The sequence below is a fragment of the Mycobacterium sp. genome (assembly GCF_052144515.1).
In the GTDB taxonomy this organism is placed as follows: Bacteria; Actinomycetota; Actinomycetes; order Mycobacteriales; family Mycobacteriaceae; genus Mycobacterium.
Window position 1 is genome coordinate 1 of record NZ_JBKQQD010000085.1, and the last position, 17,647, is coordinate 17,647.

Consider the following 17,647-nt stretch of genomic DNA (forward strand, 5'->3'; position numbering starts at 1 on the left):
GGAGATTGACGCTTGAGTTCATAACACTCCGCCCCGGTGCTCTCCCGCAAAGAGTCTTTCGACCCCGATGCGTGCGCCATCGTGCCCGATTAATCCGAGCGGAGTCCTGAGACCCGCACCCGCGCCGCCGCCAGCTCGATCGCCAGGGGCATCCCATCCAGGCGCCGACAAATCTCACCCACCGCCGGAGCGTTGTCGTCGTCGACGGCGAAATCCGGCCGAGCATGGCGGGCACGGTCGGCGAACAACTCGACGGCTGCATCGGCCAGCGACAGCGAGGGCACCCGCCACGTCGCCTCGCCCGTCACCCCGATCGGCTCACGACTCGTCGCGAGCACGGTCAGCCCCGGCGCCGCGCCGAAGAGTCCGACGATCAGCTCGGCGCTCGCGTCGAGCAAATGTTCGCAGTTGTCCAGCACCATCAGCAGCTGACGGTCGCGAACAAACCGCAGCAACGTGTCCATCGTGGAGCGGCCGGGCTGGTCGGGCAGACCGAGCGCGCGGGCCACCGCGACCGCCACCACGCCGGGATGGGTGATCGGCGCCAGATCGACATACCAAACACCGTCACCGAACTCAGCAGCGATGCGAGCCGCGATCTCAACGGCCAGACGGGTCTTGCCGGCGCCGCCGGCACCGGTCAACGTCACCAGCCGATCGTCGGCCAACAGCCGGCGCACATCGCGTATCTCGGCATCGCGCCTAACGAAACTGGTGAGTTGCACCGGAAGATTATGCGCACCAACGCTTTTAGGGGTACGCAGGGGCGGGAAATCGTTGCGCAGGTCGGGGTGGCATAGTTGCACCACTCGTTCCGGGCGGGGTAGATCACGCAACGGGTGGGTGCCCAGATCGGTCAGCCAGGCGCCTTCAGGTAGCCGGTCGACCACCAGCGGTTCGGTCGCTCCCGACAGCACGGTCTGGCCGCCGTGGCCCAGATCGCGCAGCCGCGCGGTGCGGTTGATCGTCGGACCGGCGTAGTTACCCTCATCGCGCAGCTGCACCTCACCGGTATGCACCCCGATGCGTAGCCGGATCGGGGCCAGCGGCGCCCGCTGCAACGCCACGGCGGCAGCCACCGCATCGGACGCGCGCGCGAACGCCGCCACAAAACTGTCACCCTCACCCTGCTCGACCGGGCGCACACCGTCATGGGCGGGCACCACATCATCGACGACCTGGTTGAGACGCGCAATCGCGCCCGTCATCACCTCGGCTTGGGTCTCCCACAGCCGCGTCGAACCCTCCACGTCAGCCAACAGCAGCGTCACCGTGCCCGTCGGCAAAAGGCCGCTCACGCCAAGATCGCTCCAGTCCACCAACGGTGTATCCGCGCGCGGATCGATGTCGCTCATGCTAGCCAGCATGCAGCCCCCACGTGCGGCAAAACATCAGCGCAAACGCGCAGATTAATGCCGGTCGCATACGTATCTACGACCCGCGAGCAGACGAGGCATCGACTCCGGCGTCCCACCAAAGCAGGGCTGTGCTACTTCGTCGGCGTTGCCGTCAGACGTTGAACCGGAACTCGACGATGCTGGGCTTCAACATCAGGTTTGCATGCATCGACGTAGCCGGGCATGAATGCCCACACGCCGGAGGAGCCAGTCGGTTTCGGCCGAAGGCGCCCATCGCGCACTGCTCTCGCCTTTGCACCCTGGCGACATTGGGCTGGCCCACGTCACCAACGAGGCTGCTGATCTCCTTCAGATGGGCGGGCACGGGCCGCGATTCACGCGAATGCTGATCGCAGCAACCCCATTCCTGGGTATCTTCCGGTGACATCGTCGTATCGTGCTGCCGGAGGGCTACCAGGTTAGGAACACCGATGAGGAAGATACCCGTAACGACCGTCGCGCTGGCCGCAGTGGCTGTCCCGCTGGCCGCACCAGCGTCAGCCGACCCGGTGGCGGCCGACCAGGTGGTGAGTGGGATGTACAACATCCACTTCACGGATGGAAGTCGCGACGATCTAAGGTTCAAGGCCACGTCGTGCGGTGTTGGTTGCGCCCAAGTCGCTTTTTCTAACGCCTCGGGCCAGGCCCAGTTCTTCGCTGACCGGTGGCACGCAGATTTTCCGCCTAATCCCGCGGCGTGGCGCTGTAATGACGGGACGGTGCATAGCGGCCTCGAACAAATGGCCTGGGACCCCGCGACAGGGGTTGGCATGATGATTGTCGTCCGTACCGAGGCCGCTTGCGGATATTTGTCCCACGGCAGCGAATCCATGGCACACCCCTTTACCTTGACCAGGAGCCAATCGGCGCAGGAGCCAAGCCTTCTTGCGCCCGCCGTCTCGTAGCGGCCTCACTTCGTGGACTTTGACGTTGCTCCGTGTCGGAACTCGACCACGTCGCCGTCGGCCATCACGTAGTCCTTGCCTTCCATCCGCACCTTGCCTGCCGCCTTGGCCGCCGCCATGGACCCGGCGGCCATCAGGTCGTTGTAGGACACGATCTCGGCCTTGATGAAGCCCTTCTCGAAGTCGGAGTGGATCACCCCCGCCGCCTTGGGCGCGGTATCGCCCTGATGGATGACCCACGCCCGGGCCTCCTTCGGGCCCGCCGTCAGGTAGGTCTGCAGTTTGAGGGTGTGAAAGCCGGCCCGGGCCAGCGCGTCGAGGCCCCGCTCGGTCTGCCCGATCGACTCGAGCAGCTCGGCGGCGGACTCGTCGTCGAGCTCGGCCAGCTCGGCCTCGATGGCGGCGTCCAGGAACACCGCGTCCGCGGGAGCGACGAGTTCGCGCAGCGCGGCGACCCGTGCGGCGTCGGTCAGCACCGCCTCGTCGGCGTTGAAGACGTACAGAAATGGCTTCGTTGTCAGCAGGTTCAGCTCACGCAACACCGAAACGTCCAGGCCCGCGGCGAACAAGGTCTTCCCGCTGTCCAGCACTTGTTGGGCCGCCAGCGCCACGTCGTAGAGGGGCTTGCGTTCCTTGCTGGTGCGGGCTTCCTTCTCCAGCCTGGGCAGCGCGCGCTCCAGGGTTTGCATGTCCGCCAGGATGAGCTCGGTCTCGACGATCTCGATGTCGGACTTGGGATCGACCTCACCACTCACGTGCGTCACGTCGTCGTCGGAGAACACCCGAACCACCTGACAGATGGCGTCGCATTCGCGGATGTGCGCCAGAAACTTGTTACCCAACCCGGCCCCCTCGGACGCGCCCTTGACCAGGCCGGCGATGTCGACGAAGGTCACCGGGGCCGCGACGATGCGCTCCGAGTTGAAAAGCTCGGCCAGCTTGGCCAGGCGCGGGTCGGGCAGCGAAACCACACCCTCGTTCGGCTCGATCGTCGCGAACGGATAGTTGGCCGCCACCACGTTGTTCCGGGTCAGCGCGTTGAACAGCGTCGACTTGCCGACATTGGGCAGACCCACGATTCCCAGGCTCAGGCTCACAGGGAGCCAAGTCTAGGGCGATGCGCCGGGGCCTTCCGATCAGGACCAGCGCATGGCGCGCCAAGGCATCTCTACAGGGTATTTACAGGCCTTTGGGCCCATTGCCGGTACGGTTCTACTGTGTCAGCACAGCGGGCGGGGTCGGCGGTTGAGGCTTCCCACCGGTCGATCCACCCAAATATCCCAGGTCTGCCGTGGTGGGCAGCCCTGGTTATCGCGACGACCGCGACGGCGATCGGGTTTGCGATCGACGCCGGATCGGGTCATAAGGACCTGACCGATGTCTTCGCTGTCCTCTACATAGCCGGCTGTGTGGTGGCGGTGCTGGTTGTTCGGCAGTCGGGAGTGTTCACCGCCGTCATCCAGCCGCCGCTGATCCTTTTCTGCGCGGTGCCCGGCGCCTACTGGCTGTTCCACGGCGGCAAGGTCGGCAACCTCAAAGACCTCCTGATCAACTGCGGCTATCCGCTCATCGAGCGTTTCCCGCTGATGCTGGGGACGGCCGGCGGCGTGCTGCTGATCGGCTTGATCCGCTGGTATTTCGGGTTGACACACCGCACGACGGACAGCACGGACAGCACGGACGACGTGGCCGGCGCCACGGCCAGCAGCACGGAAACGACCGAGACAAAGTCCGTCATCAGCGGCATCGCCGCGAAACTGGCCTCGATGCTGGGCCGCGGCGCCGACGACGAGGACGAGGGTTCGTCCGCCGACGGCGAGCGGGTCAATGCGGTCGACCGTCGCAGCCGCCCGGCCCGCGGCAGTCGGTCCGCCCAACGAACCGCCACAACCCGCTCCCGCCATTCTCGAGCCCCGCAGGAGCAGGAGTACGAAACGCCGGCCGACCGGCGGCGGCACGGAAGCCGCCGTGGCTCGACTTCGGCCCGTGATTTCGAACCCGACGAGCCGCCCCGTCGGCCCCGCCGCCCCAGGCCGGCGGGCGACTATGACCCGAACGCCCAGCCGCCACGGGAAGTGCGTCGCGATTCGTACGGGCGCCGCAGTGCCTACGAGCGGCCGGCCGGTCGCGGCTTCGATCCCTACGCTGACTTCAGCCCGTACGAGTCCTACGAGCCGCCGCGCCGTCGTGCCCCGAACGGTGCCGGCCCGACACACCACCCGATCTCGCAGGTCCGCTACCGCGGGTCAGCATCGCGCGACGAACGTCGAGACCCGTACGAAGAAGAGCCCCGAGCAGAGCGCCGGAGTCGATCGCGCACAGCGGGTCGGTCCCGGGGCCGGCCCCCGGCTGAATCCTGGGAGTACGACGTCTAGTTCTTCTTCAGAACTGACCGAATCTCGCGCGGCAATGCGAACACCAGCGTCTCCTGGGCCGTCGTCACCGGTTGCACCAGGCCGTAGCCGCAGTCGGCCAGCCGTTCCAATACGCCCCGCACCAGAACCTCGGGGACCGACGCACCCGAGGTGACGCCTACGGTGGTGACGCCCTCCAGCCACGCCGGGTCGATGTCGTCGGCCCAGTCGACCAGGTGAGCGGCCCGGGCGCCGCCACCCAACGCCACCTCGACCAGCCGCACCGAGTTCGACGAGTTGCGCGACCCGACGACGATGACCAGCTCGCACGCGGGTGCCATCGCCTTAACCGCGACCTGCCGGTTCTGCGTCGCGTAGCAAATGTCGTCGCTGGGCGGATCCTGCAGCTTCGGGAAACGCTGACGCAGTCGCTCGACGATCTCCATCGTCTCGTCGACCGACAGCGTGGTCTGCGACAGCCAGACCACCTTGTTCTCATCGCGGACCGTCACCTTCGCCACGGCGGCGATCCCGTCGACCAGCTGCACGTGGTCGGGCGCTTCGCCGGCGGTACCGATGACTTCCTCGTGACCCTCATGGCCGATCAGCAGGATGTCGTAGCCGTCACGGGCGAATCGCCTGGCCTCGTTGTGCACCTTGGTGACCAGCGGGCAGGTGGCGTCGATGGTCTGCAGGTTGCGTTCGGCGGCGGCCGCATACACCGTCGGCGCGACGCCGTGCGCCGAGAACACCACAATGGCCCCCTCGGGAACCTCGTCGGTCTCCTCGACAAAGACCGCACCGGCCTTTTGCAGGGTGTCGACCACGTGCCGGTTGTGCACGATCTCGTGGCGCACATAGACCGGGGCGCCATACTTCTCCAGCGTGCGCTCGACCGTTTCAACGGCGCGATCCACACCGGCGCAGTACCCGCGGGGTTCCGCAAGGAGAACCCTTTTTTCGGTTGGGCCCTCGGTCACCGATCTGGATGCACCGGGAATCCCCATATCAACAGTCGGCGGCATGAGTTCCAGGGTAGCGACTAAGAAGGCCCGGGCGCCTTCCGAATCCCCGTCGGCGGGGTCTGTTATATTCGAATGTATGTTCGATCAGTGGTATGCCTCGCGGCCCACGCCGGAGTCCGCGGCGCTGGTGGACCGCCTTTGTGCGGCTGCGCGCGCGGAGAACCGGGCCGCCGCTGAGCAGCTGGTGGTGATCGGGCAGTTGTTCGCCTATCGGTACTCGTCGTGCTCGGAGACCGATGACTGGGCGATCGACACCGAGGCGGCGGTGGCCGCCGAGGCGGGTGCGGCGTTGCGGATCAGCCAAAGCCTGGCCGCTTCCCGGTTGCGCTATGCCCGAGCGATGCGCGAACGGCTCCCGCAGCTCGGTGAGGTGTTCAAGGCCGGGGATATCGACTATCGGGCGTTTACCACGATCGTGTATCGCAGTGATCTGATCACCGACCCCGACGTGCTGGCCACAGTCGATAGGCAGTTGGCGGTCAATGTGGCGCGTTGGCCCTCGATGAGCCAGGGCCGGCTGGGCGCCCAGGTCGACAAGATCGTGGCCCGCGCCGACGCCGATGCGGTGCGTCGGCGCAAAGAGCAGCAGGCTGATCGCGAGATCTGGATCGGCGCCGAGCAACAGGGCCTCTCCCAGATCATCGGCAGCCTATTCACCGTCGACGCCCACGCCCTAGACACACGGTTGAGCGCGTTGGCGGCCACGGTGTGTGCCCGCGATCCGCGCACCCCCGCACAGCGCCGGGCTGATGCGATGGGGGCGTTGGTCGCCAAGGCTGATCGGCTGGGCTGTCGCTGCGGGCGCCCCGACTGCGCGGTCGGCACGCGGCCCGCGGCCTCACCGGTGGTGATTCATGTGATCGCCGAGCAGGCCACCCTGGATAGCCGCAGCACAGCGCCGGCCTGCGAGCTGGGTGCTGACGGGCTGATCACCCCTGAGCTGGTCGCCGAACTCGCTCAATCGGCCACACTGACCCCGCTGATCCATCCCGGCGACGCACCACCCGAGCCCGGCTATCGGCCGTCGAAAGCGTTAGCGGATTTCGTGCGCTGCCGGGATCTGACGTGTCGCTTTCCCGGGTGCGATCACCCGGCAATGGACTGCGATGTGGACCATACGATCCCCTACTCCCAGGGCGGGGCCACCCACGCGGCCAACCTTAAGTGCTACTGCCGCATGCACCACCTGGTCAAAACCTTCTGGGGCTGGCGCGAGCAACAATTACCCGACGGCACCCTGATCCTGACCGCGCCGGCCGGGCGCACTTATGTCACCACCCCGGGCAGCGCGCTGCTATTTCCCAGCCTGTGCCGCGCCGTGGGCGGCATGCCCGCCCCCGAAGCCGACCCACCACCAGAGAACTATTGCAGCGATCGCAGCGCGATGATGCCCAAACGCCGACGCACCCGCGCCAAAGACCGCGCCCAACGCATCGCCACCGAACGCGACCACAACCACCAAGCCCGCCACGCCCGGCGCGCAAGCTACGCCGGGCCGGCCCCACCCGACGACGAGGCACCGCCGTTCTGATCTGGCTCACCGAACCCTCAACACTGGGTACCGCGGTCGTGTACACGCTGTCGTCGGGCTGGATCAACGACATGTACACCGGGGCGGGCCCGACCGACCCGATCTACGCCGTATACGGGCCCACCGGCGGCTATGAGTCCCCGGCGGCCTGCAGATCATCCTGGGCCCGGCCGCCGGGATCGTACTGCCGGTGAAGGCCTCGGCTTGGAGTTGAGCCCCGCTTGAGGCAATCTTGGACCCATGGCTACTGCACCGTATGGGGTTCGGCTACTAGTCGGCGCGGCGACGGTCGCCGTCGAGGAGACGATGAAGCTTCCCAAAACCATCCTGATGTACCCGATGACGTTGGTCAGTCAGGCGGCGCACCTGGTGATGCTGTGTCAGCAGAACCTGGCCGAGCTGGTGATCAAGGGCGACACCACGCTGGAGTCGATCTTTCCGCCGAAGGACGAGAAGCCGGAGTGGGCAACGTTCGACGAGGACCTGCCCGAAGACGCCGACGGGGCTTTCGCGACCTTATCCGGCCTCGACGGCGCCGACGGCGATCGCCGGGCCGAGGGACGGTTCGCCTTGTATTCGGTAGCCGACGCGGCCGATTCCCCGACCACACCGGCGCCCGCCAGGCAACCGAAGAAGGCTAAGGCGACAGTTCCGGCGCCGGCGGTGGCAGCCGATCTCGACTATCCGGCCCTGACGCTGGCCCAGCTGCGGGCCCGGTTGCAATCGCTGGATGTCGACGAACTCGAAGCCCTGCTGGCCTACGAGCAGGCCACCAAGGCCCGCGCTCCGTTTCAGACGCTGCTCGCCAACAGGATCACCCGCGCGACTGCGAAGTGACCCAAGGGAATTCGGCCGAGAACCCATTCCCGGTTCGCGCGGTCGCGATCCGGGTCGCGGGCTGGATCGACAAGCTGGGCACCGTGTGGGTCGAGGGTCAGCTGGCGCAGGTCACCATGCGACCGGACGCCAAAACGGTGTTCATGGTGTTGCGCGACCCCGCGGCCGACATGTCGCTGACCGTGACGTGTTCGCGCGAACTGGTGGCGCGCGCGCCGGTGAAACTGGCCGAAGGCATTCAGGTAGTCGTCTGCGGCAAGCCCTCGTTCTACACCGGTCGCGGCACTTTTTCCTTGCGCCTCAGCGAGATTCGCGCCGTCGGCATCGGGGAGCTACTGGCACGCATCGACCGGCTGCGCCGGCTATTGGACGCCGAGGGACTCTTCGACACACGGCTTAAGCGGCCAATCCCATTCCTGCCCAATGTCATTGGATTGATCACCAGCCGCGCGAGCCATGCCGAGCGGGATGTGACGACGGTGGCCGCCACCCGCTGGCCCGCGGTGCGGTTCGCCATCCGCCACGCCGCCGTGCAGGGCGTCAACGCGGTTCCGCAGATCGTCGAGGCGTTGCGCGAACTCGACCAGGACTCCGACGTCGACGTGATCGTGCTGGCCCGCGGCGGCGGCAGTGTCGAAGACCTGCTGCCGTTTTCCGACGAGACGCTGTGCCGCGCGATCGCGGCCTGCCGCACGCCGGTGATCAGCGCGGTCGGTCACGAACCCGACAACCCGCTGTGCGACCTGGTCGCCGATCTGCGTGCGGCCACCCCCACCGACGCGGCCAAAAAGGTAGTCCCGGATACCGCCGCCGAGCAGCGGCTGGTCGACGACCTACGCGGGCGCAGCGCGCAGGCACTGCGCAATTGGGTGTCCCGCGAACATCGCGCGCTGGCCCAGTTGCGCAGCCGCCCAGTGTTGGCCGAGCCGTTGAAGGCCCTCGACGCGCGCGCCGAGGAAGTTCAACGCGCCCGGTCGGCGGTGCGCCGCGATGTCAGCAGGCTGGTCGCCGCCGAGACCGAACGCGTCGGTCATCTGGCCGCACGGCTGGCCACGCTGGGCCCGGCGGCCACCTTGGCCCGCGGCTACGCGGTGGTGCAGACGGTCCCGGCCGCGAAACCGATGGGAGTGCTGCGGTCGGTCAACGACGCTCCCCCTGGCACCAGGCTGCGGGTGCGGGTGGCCGACGGCGCCGTCGCGGCGGTGAGTGAAGGACGGATTGATGGTCCCTGACGAGAACATCCAGGAAGACAACGGTGCGCCGTCAATTACACCTATTAGTCAGCTCGGCTATGAACATTGCCGGGACGAACTGATCGAAGTCGTGCGGCAGCTGGAGCAAGGCGGACTCGACCTTGAGGCGTCGCTGCAGCTATGGGAAAGGGGCGAGCAACTAGCAAAAAGGTGCGAAGAGCACTTAGCTGGAGCTCGCCAGCGGATAGCCGACGCGCTTGCCGCCGCCGAGGCCGAAGAGAGCTGAGCCCGGCACCGTCGAGAAGCAACTATTTTTCCGTTCTGGAACACGTTTCAGTTATTCTCGACCAATGCTGCGCGACACTATGGGTGATGCATCGTTGCAAACCGAACTCGGACGCGTCCTGGTCACCGGGGGCTCAGGCTTCGTCGGCGCGAACCTGGTGACCACCCTGCTCGACCGCGGATACCAGGTACGGTCGTTCGACTGCGCTCCGTCGCCGCTACCGCAGCATCCGAAGCTGCAGGTGCTACAGGGCGACATCACCGACGCGGGCGTCTGTGCCGCGGCGGTGGACGGCATCGAGACGGTGTTTCACACCGCGGCGATCATCGAGCTGATGGGCGGCGCCTCGGTGACCGACGAATACCGAAAGCGCAGCTACGCGGTGAACGTCGAGGGCACCAAGAACCTTGTGCACGCCGGGCAAAAGGCCGGAGTCAAGCGATTCGTCTACACCGCCTCCAACAGTGTGGTGATGGGCGGCCAGCGCATCTCCGGCGGCGACGAGACGCTGCCCTACACCGAACGGTTCAACGACCTCTACACCGAAACCAAGGTGGCCGCCGAGAAGTTCGTGCTGTCACAGAACGGGCAAAATGGCCCCGACGGCATGCTGACGTGCTCCATCCGGCCCAGCGGCATCTGGGGACGCGGCGACCAGACGATGTTCCGCAGACTCTTCGAAAGCGTGGTCACCGGCCACGTCAAGGTGCTTGTCGGGGGCAAGAACGCCAAACTCGATAACTCGTACGTGCACAACCTGATTCACGGTTTCGTCTTGGCCGCGGAACACCTGGTACCGGGCGGCACCGCACCCGGGCAGGTTTACTTCATCAACGACGGCGAGCCGATCAACATGTTCGAGTTCGCGCAGCCGATCGTTACGGCCTGTGGCGAGCACTGGCCTCGGATGCGGGTGCCGGGCCGGCTGGTGCGCGACGTGATGTCACTGTGGCAGTGGCTGCACTTCCGCTTCGGGTTGCCCAAGCCGCCGCTGGAACCCCTAGCGGTGGAACGGCTTTACCTCGACAACTATTTTTCCATCGCCAAGGCGCAACGGGACTTGGGCTACCAGCCGCTGTTTACCACCGAGCAGGCGATGAAGGAATGCCTGCCGTATTACAAAGACCTGTTCGAACAGGTCAAGGCCTCTTCTCATTCGCATTTGGCGTCCGTCGTGGCCGCGCGGCCACCGGAGTAGCGCGGCTACCGGAAGCTGACCATCTCGGTGCCCCAGGCGGCGCGGATGCGCCCGTCCAGATCGTGCACGACGTCGTCGTGGCGATCGATGATCAGGCAGGCGCGGTCGGCTTGCTGGTAGGTCGTCCATTCAGGCTCGCCGGCCGGGCCCTGCGGTTTGCCCTGCGCAGCGAAGTTGATCCACCGGGTCCGTACTCTGCGGGAGATCGCCCTGGCGGTTTTGGCACCGCCGAGTTTCAATGTGGGATCCTTGGGTCCCCCGAGATTGCCCCAGACATAAGGCAATTCGGTGGCGTGCGCGGCCCGCACCAGCAACAGCTTGAGCAGCGGAGTCGAGTAGTCGAAGCGATACAGATACACCGGCGCCACCCTGCTGTGCCCCTCGGCCAGCCACACCGACGGCATCCGAAATCCCACATCGGTCGCGATGCTCAAACCACGGGACTTGCGCCGCATTCGCGGGTAGGCCGCGACGACCTGGTGCTCGGTGGGCAATTGCAGGTCGGGCTGTTCGGCAGCAATCTGGTTGAACATCGACGTGATCGCGCTCGGAGTGATCGGCATGAGCGGCGACCTCATCAACCGAAAGAGTGCCGCCTCATGCTTGTTGGTACCGATGATCAACGGCACCGGATGTGAGCGGCCCTCCTGCGCCGCCTTGACGGGGTAGTCGCTCAGCACGTCGCCGTCGACGATCGGGACGAACGCCAGCGTGCCAGGGTTGCGGACCGGCACCTCGTTGAACACTGCGCTCGTCGCCGACACCAGCGCTGCGGTCGACACTTCGCGCAACCTCTCCACATCGGAGGCGGTGATTCCCAGCTTTTCGAGGACGGTTACCGCCAGCTGCCGGGCCCTACGGCTGTCGTACACCGATGTGGCCGGCGAACTTTGGGCGATCGCCCCGGCGAATAGACCCGCGGCCGCCGGGACGGCGAGCAGGGTCGTGACGATCCCCGCCCCGGCGGATTCGCCGAACAGCGTGACCCGCTCGGGATCGCCGCCGAAAGCCGCGATGTTGTCACGCACCCAGCCCAACGCCGCCAACACGTCACGCAGCCCGATGTTCGAGTCGAAACGCTGCCGTGACGTGTTGAACGACGACAGGTCGAGAAAGCCGAACGCGCCGATGCGGTAGTTGACCGTAACCACGACGACGTCACCACTGCCGGCCAACCCGCGACCGTCGTAGAGCGGCTGGCTGGCGGACCCCAGAACGTAGGCGCCACCGTGCAGCCACACCATCACCGGTTTTCGGTCACCGGGCCGGGTGCCCGAAGATGCGCAGATGTTCAGGCTCAGGCAGTCTTCGCCCTGCGGCGCGCCCAAGTCCAGCGGGACGTTGGGAATCGGAGGCTGCGGGCAGGCCGGCCCGAAGGCGGTCGCGTCGGCCACCTCGGTCCACCGCTCGGGTGGCTCCGGCGCCCGGAAACGCAGGTCGCCCACGGGCGCAGCGGCGTAGCGAACGCCTTTCCACGCTTTGACGCGGCCGTCATCGGTACCCCGGACCGGGCCATAGCCGGTTTCGGCCACACGGTTGTCGATCGCCATGCCGCTAGGTCAGCCTCTTGTTGAGAAACTCGACGACCCGCTTGCGGGCCTCGTAGGCCGGCTGGCCGTCGACCTCGCGGACCTCGAGGGTCAGCACCGAATGCGCCATCTTGCCGAAGCCGTGTTCGTTTCCCTTGCGCGAATCGATCTCGATCACCTCGAACGCATCGCCGAGCCGGTCCTTGAGCGTCTTGAACCGTTGGCCTGGGGACATGCCGTCCTCGCTGAATCTCAAACCGATGGCGCACAAGCCGTCGTTGGCACAGCGGTCGGCAACCGTGGCCAGCTCGGATTCGCTCAGCCCGGGATCGCGACGCTGCGCAGCGGTCAACGGAAACGGCACCGACGGCTGGCTGAGCACCGGCGCCAGCACACTGTCGTCGACCGCGGCGGCCAGCGCGAAGCCGCCAGTGAAGCACTGGCCGATCACGCCGACGCCCTTGCCCGGCGTCGACGCATTGAGGTCACGAGCCAGCGCGCGCAGGAATAACGACACGGGCCGCTGCTTGTTGGTTGCAAGCGCCGCGAATTCCCTTGCCACGCAGGCCCGTGCGAGGGTCGCGACCGTATAGCCGACCGTCGCGGGCTTGCCCGGCTCGCCGAACAACGATGGGATGGCGACGGTGAACCCGTTGTCCACCAGGTGATTGCCCAGCCCCAGCACACCGGGGTGGATCCCGGGTATCTCGGGAATCAGCACCACCCCAGGACCGGCCCCCTTGCGGTAGACGTCGTGGGTATAGCCGCCACCGGTGAACGGCGCCGCCGTCCAGCCAGAAAGGTCCGCTTCGGGTGCAGTCACTCCGATATTCCTTCTCGCTATCGACTTGGTAATGGCGGCTGCGATTGGGTCGCCGACGCCAGCGTACGGAACTGATCGGTGCTCCCGGCACCGGTGATAGCGATCTGGGTGGGGCCGACCGGGCTGGCGAGCCCGGTGGTCCACACCGGCTCGCCGGTTGTCCCACCCTGATAGACGACCCAGCTGGTGCCGGCGACGTCGGCGGTGCCGGTCGGGAACAGAGCCTGCTGGGACGGATGGATGGAGCCGACGAGTTTGTCCTCGTCGGCGTTGCTCTGCGTCAGGCTCAGATACATCCCCGTCGGGGTGATGTATCCCACGGTCGACGTAGCCGCGTTGAGCCGCTGACCGGTCGAGGTGTCGGTGCGCCCGTTCTCGATGCCGCCGCGACCACCGGAGTTGGGCTTCCAGCCCGCCGGCAACCGGGGCAGTCGGATCGGGAACCCCAGCGTGGCAGCGTCTGCCCGCAGGGCCGCCGACGCGTCGTAGGACGGAATAGTGCCCTTGGTCGTCCCTCCCGGCTGAAACGAGCACATCCCGACCAGACCCGCCAGCACGATGCACCCCACCACCAGCGGCCCCAGCGACCAGAACATGTCGCGGCCGTCCTGCAGCAGCCGGGGTTTCGCCGGCCTTGCAACAGGCCCGGGAACCGGCCCACGCGCGGGACCCGGCTGGCCGGTGCCCTCAGAATTCGGCGGCTGCACGGTCACTCTTCGAGTATCCCAGCTCCAGCCCACCGTTCCGCTTCTGGGACAATCTGCAACCATGACAGCTCAAGGCGCCGTCGAGGGCCGCGACCCGTCGCAGCCACGGCCGCGCGGTGAAGCCCCGGACCGCAACCTGGCCCTGGAACTGGTGCGGGTCACCGAAGCCGGGGCCATGGCCGCGGGCCGCTGGGTGGGTCGAGGCGACAAGGAGGGCGGCGACGGCGCAGCTGTGGACGCGATACGCGAACTGGTGAACACCGTCTCGATGCGCGGGGTCGTGGTCATCGGCGAAGGCGAAAAAGACGAAGCGCCGATGCTGTACAACGGCGAAGAAGTCGGCAACGGCGACGGCCCGGACTGCGACTTCGCCGTCGACCCCATCGACGGCACCACGCTGATGAGTAAGGGCATGCCCAACGCCATCTCGGTGCTGGCGGTGGCCGATCGCGGGACCATGTTCGACCCGTCGGCGGTGTTCTACATGAACAAGATCGCCGTCGGGCCCGACGCGGCGCACGTGCTGGACATCACCGCGCCCATCGCCGACAACATCCGGGCGGTCGCCAGGGTCAAGGAATTGTCGGTCCGGGACATGACGGTGTGCATCCTGGACCGGCCCCGGCATAAGCAGCTGATCGAAGACGTGCGCGCCACCGGAGCCCGGATCCGGCTGATCACCGACGGCGACGTCGCCGGCGCCATCTCGGCGTGCCGACCGGGCTCGGGCACCGACATGCTGGCCGGTATCGGCGGCACTCCGGAGGGCATCATCACCGCCGCGGCGATCCGCTGCATGGGCGGGGCGATCCAGGCGCAGCTGGCGCCCAAGGACGAGGCCGAACGCCGCAAGGCACTCGACGCCGGCCACGACGTCGAGCGGGTGCTGACCACCGAGGACCTGGTGTCGGGCGACAACGTCTTCTTCTGCGCCACCGGGGTCACCGACGGCGACCTGCTCAAGGGCGTGCGCTACTACCCCGGCGGCTGCACCACCCAGTCGATCGTGATGCGTTCCAAGTCGGGCACCGTCCGGATGATCGAGGCCTATCACCGGCTCTCGAAGCTCAATGAATACTCCGCCATCGACTTCACCGGCGACAGCACCGCCGCCTATCCCCTGCCGTAAATACCACTGGAAAATAGAGGACCTAATACATGGCCGAGGACGCCGAATACCGTATCGAGCACGACACCATGGGCGAGGTCCGGGTACCGGCAAAAGCGTTGTGGCGCGCGCAAACCCAGCGCGCGGTGGAGAACTTTCCGATCTCCGGGCGGGGCCTGGAGCGTGCTCAGATCCGTGCGTTGGGCCTGCTGAAGGGCGCCTGCGCGCAAGTCAACAAAGACCTCGGGTTGCTGGCGCCGGAGAAGGCCGACGCGATCATCGCGGCGGCGGCGGAGATCGCCGACGGGAAACACGACGACCAGTTCCCCATCGACGTCTTCCAGACCGGCTCGGGCACCAGCTCCAACATGAACACCAACGAGGTGATCGCCAGCATCGCGGCCACGGGGGCCCCTCCTGTTGTTGTGCACCCCAACGACGACGTCAACATGTCGCAGTCGTCCAACGACACCTTCCCGACCGCCACCCACATCGCGGCCACCGAGGCCGCGGTGCGTCATCTGATTCCGGCGCTCGAGGTGCTGCACGACGCGCTGGCAACCAAGGCCCGCGAGTGGCGCACGGTGGTCAAGTCGGGCCGCACACACCTGATGGACGCCGTTCCGGTGACACTCGGCCAGGAATTCAGCGGATATGCCCGCCAGATCGAGGCCGGCATCGAACGGGTGCAGGCGTGCCTGCCCAGGCTGGGTGAACTGGCGATCGGCGGCACCGCTGTCGGCACCGGCCTCAACGCTCCCGAGGGCTTCGGCGCCAAGGTGGTCGAGACGTTGGTCGCCGAGACCGGCCTGATCGAATTGCGAACGGCGGCAAACTCTTTCGAGGCTCAGGCCGCCCGCGACGGGCTGGTCGAGGCGTCCGGGGCACTACGCACCATCGCGGTGTCCCTGACCAAGATCGCCAACGACGTCCGCTGGATGGGGTCCGGCCCGCTGACCGGGCTGGCCGAAATCCAGTTGCCCGACCTGCAGCCGGGCAGCTCGATCATGCCCGGCAAGGTGAATCCCGTTCTACCCGAAGCGGTTACGCAGGTCGCCGCGCAGGTGATCGGCAACGACGCCGCGGTCGCCTGGGGCGGCGCGAGCGGCGCCTTCGAGCTCAACGTCTACATCCCGATGATGGCCCGCAATATCCTGGAGTCGTTCAAGCTGCTGACCAACGTGTCAAAGCTGTTCGCCCAGCGCTGCATTACCGGGCTGTCGGCCAATGTCGAGCACCTGCGGGAGCTGGCCGAGTCGTCCCCGTCGATCGTGACGCCGCTGAATTCGGCGATCGGCTACGAGGAGGCCGCCGCGGTGGCCAAACAAGCCCTCAAGGAACACAAGACGATCCGGCAGACGGTGATCGACCGCGGTCTGATCGGGGACAAGCTCTCGCTCGAGGAGCTGGATCGCCGGCTCGACGTGTTGGCGATGGCCAAAGTAACTGACGACTAGGCAGGGTGATTCAGCAATGACGGCTCCTCCCGGTGGCCCCTACGGTCAGGACCCCTACGGAACGAATCCGTATGGCCAGGGCCCATATTGGGGCGGCCAGCCGCAGGGCGGGCCCCCCCAATACCCCCAGGGCGGCCCCTATTCCTACCCGCCTCCCTCCGCCGGGGGCGCCTACCCGCCGCCGCAGTACCCCCAACCCGGCCAGTACACCCAGCCCGGCCAGCAGGTTCCCCCCGGCTGGCCGGCCGGACCCTACCCACCCGGTCCGCCCCCGGGTGGGCCACGCTCGAAGATGCCATGGCTGATCCTGGCCGGTGTTGCCGTGCTGGGCGTTATCGCGCTGGTGGTGATCCTGGCGCTGAGCCTGGGTAACTCGAACAAGTCGACCAAGGCCACCCCGGGCTCCTCGGTGATCCCGTCGTCGCAAAGCGCCCCAACCTCGGAGCCGAACAATACCGAGCAGACCGCGACCGACTGCACTCCCAACGTGTCCGGCGGCGAGAAGCCCGCCGGCGGCTCCCCGATCAGCGCGGGCCAGCTCTCGTTCCCGACCACCGCGGCGCCCGGGTGGATGCCGATCTCGGACGACCAGACCCCGAACCTCATCGGCGCGGTGGGCGTCGCCAAAGAGGTTCCCGGGGCCAATCAATGGGTGATGCAGGCCGAGGTCGCCGTCACCAACTTCGTGTCCAGCATGGACGTCGCCGCACAGGCATCGAAGTTGGTGCAATGCGTGGCCAGCGGCCCCGGCTATGCCAACGCGTCGCCCACCCTGGGCCCGACGAAGGCGTCGTCGCTCACGGTCGACGGGATCAAGGCCGCCCGGGTCGACGCCGATGTCACGATCGCCGACCCCGCGCGCAACGTGAAGGGCGACTCGCTGGCCATCGTCGCCGTCGACACCAAACCGGTCACCATCTTCCTCGGCGCAACACCCATCGGCGATGCGGCCTCAGCGGGCACCATCAACCAGATAATTGCGTCGCTCAAGGTCGCGAAGTGACCCGCTGATATAGATCGGGTTGGTCCTTCACAAACGCCTCCGGAGGTGTCAGGAAGGGATCTGTAAGTTATTCCTTTTGAGTCCGTGTGTTTGGCGCACGCGGGTTTTCCTGACACGCCCCGGAGGTGTTGTTATGTCTGTGCATCTTGCCCCAGTCACGTCGTCCACGATCGTCGTTGCCGTCGATGTCGGCAAGACCTCGGCGATGCTCTCGGCGACGGATAGCACTCGTCAACGTGTGTTCGGTCCGGTCGAGTTTGCGATGACCCGTTCGGGCCTGGTCGGGGTTGTGCG

16 protein-coding genes and 2 pseudogenes are annotated in these 17,647 nt (G+C 66.8%); 12 read left to right on the top strand and 6 right to left on the bottom strand.

Annotated features, from left to right (window positions below; genetic code table 11):
- Nucleotides 1-101: 101 nt before the first annotated feature.
- A pseudogene (locus tag ACLP9N_RS04460) lies at nt 102-1,367 on the bottom strand (adenylate/guanylate cyclase domain-containing protein); the annotation flags it as partial.
- Between the two features lie 461 nt (nt 1,368-1,828).
- Here ACLP9N_RS04460 and ACLP9N_RS04465 point away from each other — a divergent pair.
- Nucleotides 1,829-2,302 (top strand): hypothetical protein, encoded by a 474-nt coding sequence (locus ACLP9N_RS04465; protein ID WP_442406255.1) that lies wholly within the window; start codon nt 1,829-1,831, stop codon nt 2,300-2,302.
- 5 nt (nt 2,303-2,307) lie between these two features.
- Here the strand turns inward: ACLP9N_RS04465 and ychF are convergent, their stop codons facing one another.
- A complete protein-coding gene (gene ychF / locus ACLP9N_RS04470) occupies nt 2,308-3,399 on the bottom strand; it encodes a redox-regulated ATPase YchF (protein WP_442406256.1) in 1,092 nt (363 codons plus the stop codon).
- Between the two features lie 120 nt (nt 3,400-3,519).
- Between ychF and ACLP9N_RS04475 the strand changes: the two genes are divergently transcribed.
- Nucleotides 3,520-4,677 carry a DUF6542 domain-containing protein gene (locus ACLP9N_RS04475; protein ID WP_442406257.1) on the top strand — a complete coding sequence of 386 codons (1,158 nt, stop codon included), beginning with the start codon at nt 3,520-3,522 and terminating at the stop codon, nt 4,675-4,677.
- Here ACLP9N_RS04475 and ACLP9N_RS04480 read toward each other — a convergent pair.
- Nucleotides 4,674-5,681 (bottom strand): 4-hydroxy-3-methylbut-2-enyl diphosphate reductase, encoded by a 1,008-nt coding sequence (locus ACLP9N_RS04480; RefSeq protein WP_442406258.1) that lies wholly within the window; start codon nt 5,679-5,681, stop codon nt 4,674-4,676. The genes ACLP9N_RS04475 and ACLP9N_RS04480 overlap by 4 nt on opposite strands.
- Nucleotides 5,682-5,757: 76 nt before the next feature.
- Here ACLP9N_RS04480 and ACLP9N_RS04485 point away from each other — a divergent pair, with 76 nt between their 5' ends.
- The 6 genes from ACLP9N_RS04485 (at nt 5,758) to ACLP9N_RS04510 (ending at nt 10,726) form a co-directional block, all read left to right on the top strand.
- Nucleotides 5,758-7,212, top strand: coding sequence for an HNH endonuclease signature motif containing protein (locus ACLP9N_RS04485; protein WP_442406259.1), 1,455 nt, complete (start codon nt 5,758-5,760; stop codon nt 7,210-7,212).
- A gap of 38 nt (nt 7,213-7,250) precedes the next feature.
- Entirely contained in the window at nt 7,251-7,406 is a 156-nt protein-coding gene (locus ACLP9N_RS04490) for a hypothetical protein (RefSeq protein WP_442406260.1), read from the top strand.
- Nucleotides 7,407-7,452: 46 nt separating this feature from the next.
- Nucleotides 7,453-8,049, top strand: a complete 597-nt coding sequence (locus ACLP9N_RS04495) for a lipid droplet-associated protein (protein WP_442406261.1) — start codon at nt 7,453-7,455, stop codon at nt 8,047-8,049.
- Complete coding sequence (xseA, locus tag ACLP9N_RS04500; protein ID WP_442406262.1) at nt 8,046-9,281, top strand: exodeoxyribonuclease VII large subunit; 1,236 nt, start codon at nt 8,046-8,048, stop codon at nt 9,279-9,281. The genes ACLP9N_RS04495 and xseA overlap by 4 nt, the downstream gene beginning before the upstream one ends.
- Nucleotides 9,271-9,528, top strand: a complete 258-nt coding sequence (locus ACLP9N_RS04505; RefSeq protein WP_442406263.1) for an exodeoxyribonuclease VII small subunit — start codon at nt 9,271-9,273, stop codon at nt 9,526-9,528. The genes xseA and ACLP9N_RS04505 overlap by 11 nt, the downstream gene beginning before the upstream one ends.
- 79 nt (nt 9,529-9,607) lie before the next feature.
- A complete protein-coding gene (locus ACLP9N_RS04510) occupies nt 9,608-10,726 on the top strand; it encodes a 3-beta-hydroxysteroid dehydrogenase (RefSeq protein ID WP_442406270.1) in 1,119 nt (372 codons plus the stop codon).
- A 5-nt stretch (nt 10,727-10,731) separates the two neighbouring features.
- On the opposite strand, the gene ACLP9N_RS04515 is transcribed toward ACLP9N_RS04510, so the two are convergent.
- The 3 genes from ACLP9N_RS04515 to ACLP9N_RS04525 are packed head-to-tail and all read right to left on the bottom strand — an operon-like array spanning nt 10,732 to nt 13,791.
- Nucleotides 10,732-12,276, bottom strand: a complete 1,545-nt coding sequence (locus tag ACLP9N_RS04515) for a carboxylesterase/lipase family protein (RefSeq protein ID WP_442406264.1) — start codon at nt 12,274-12,276, stop codon at nt 10,732-10,734.
- A 4-nt stretch (nt 12,277-12,280) separates the two neighbouring features.
- Nucleotides 12,281-13,078 carry a dienelactone hydrolase family protein gene (locus ACLP9N_RS04520; RefSeq protein ID WP_442406265.1) on the bottom strand — a complete coding sequence of 266 codons (798 nt, stop codon included), beginning with the start codon at nt 13,076-13,078 and terminating at the stop codon, nt 12,281-12,283.
- Between the two features lie 17 nt (nt 13,079-13,095).
- Nucleotides 13,096-13,791, bottom strand: a complete 696-nt coding sequence (locus ACLP9N_RS04525) for a DUF4245 domain-containing protein (RefSeq protein ID WP_442406266.1) — start codon at nt 13,789-13,791, stop codon at nt 13,096-13,098.
- A 55-nt stretch (nt 13,792-13,846) separates the two neighbouring features.
- Here ACLP9N_RS04525 and glpX point away from each other — a divergent pair, with 55 nt between their 5' ends.
- From glpX to ACLP9N_RS04545, 4 genes and pseudogenes are all read left to right on the top strand, one after another.
- The gene (glpX, locus tag ACLP9N_RS04530; RefSeq protein WP_442406267.1) at nt 13,847-14,914 is read left to right on the top strand and encodes a class II fructose-bisphosphatase; all 1,068 of its coding nucleotides are present in this window, start codon (nt 13,847-13,849) and stop codon (nt 14,912-14,914) included.
- Nucleotides 14,915-14,943: 29 nt separating this feature from the next.
- Nucleotides 14,944-16,350 (top strand): class II fumarate hydratase, encoded by a 1,407-nt coding sequence (locus ACLP9N_RS04535; RefSeq protein ID WP_442406268.1) that lies wholly within the window; start codon nt 14,944-14,946, stop codon nt 16,348-16,350.
- 16 nt (nt 16,351-16,366) lie between these two features.
- Nucleotides 16,367-17,353, top strand: coding sequence for a hypothetical protein (locus ACLP9N_RS04540; RefSeq protein ID WP_442406269.1), 987 nt, complete (start codon nt 16,367-16,369; stop codon nt 17,351-17,353).
- Nucleotides 17,354-17,486: 133 nt separating this feature from the next.
- Nucleotides 17,487-17,647, top strand: a pseudogene (locus ACLP9N_RS04545) (IS110 family transposase); the annotation flags it as partial.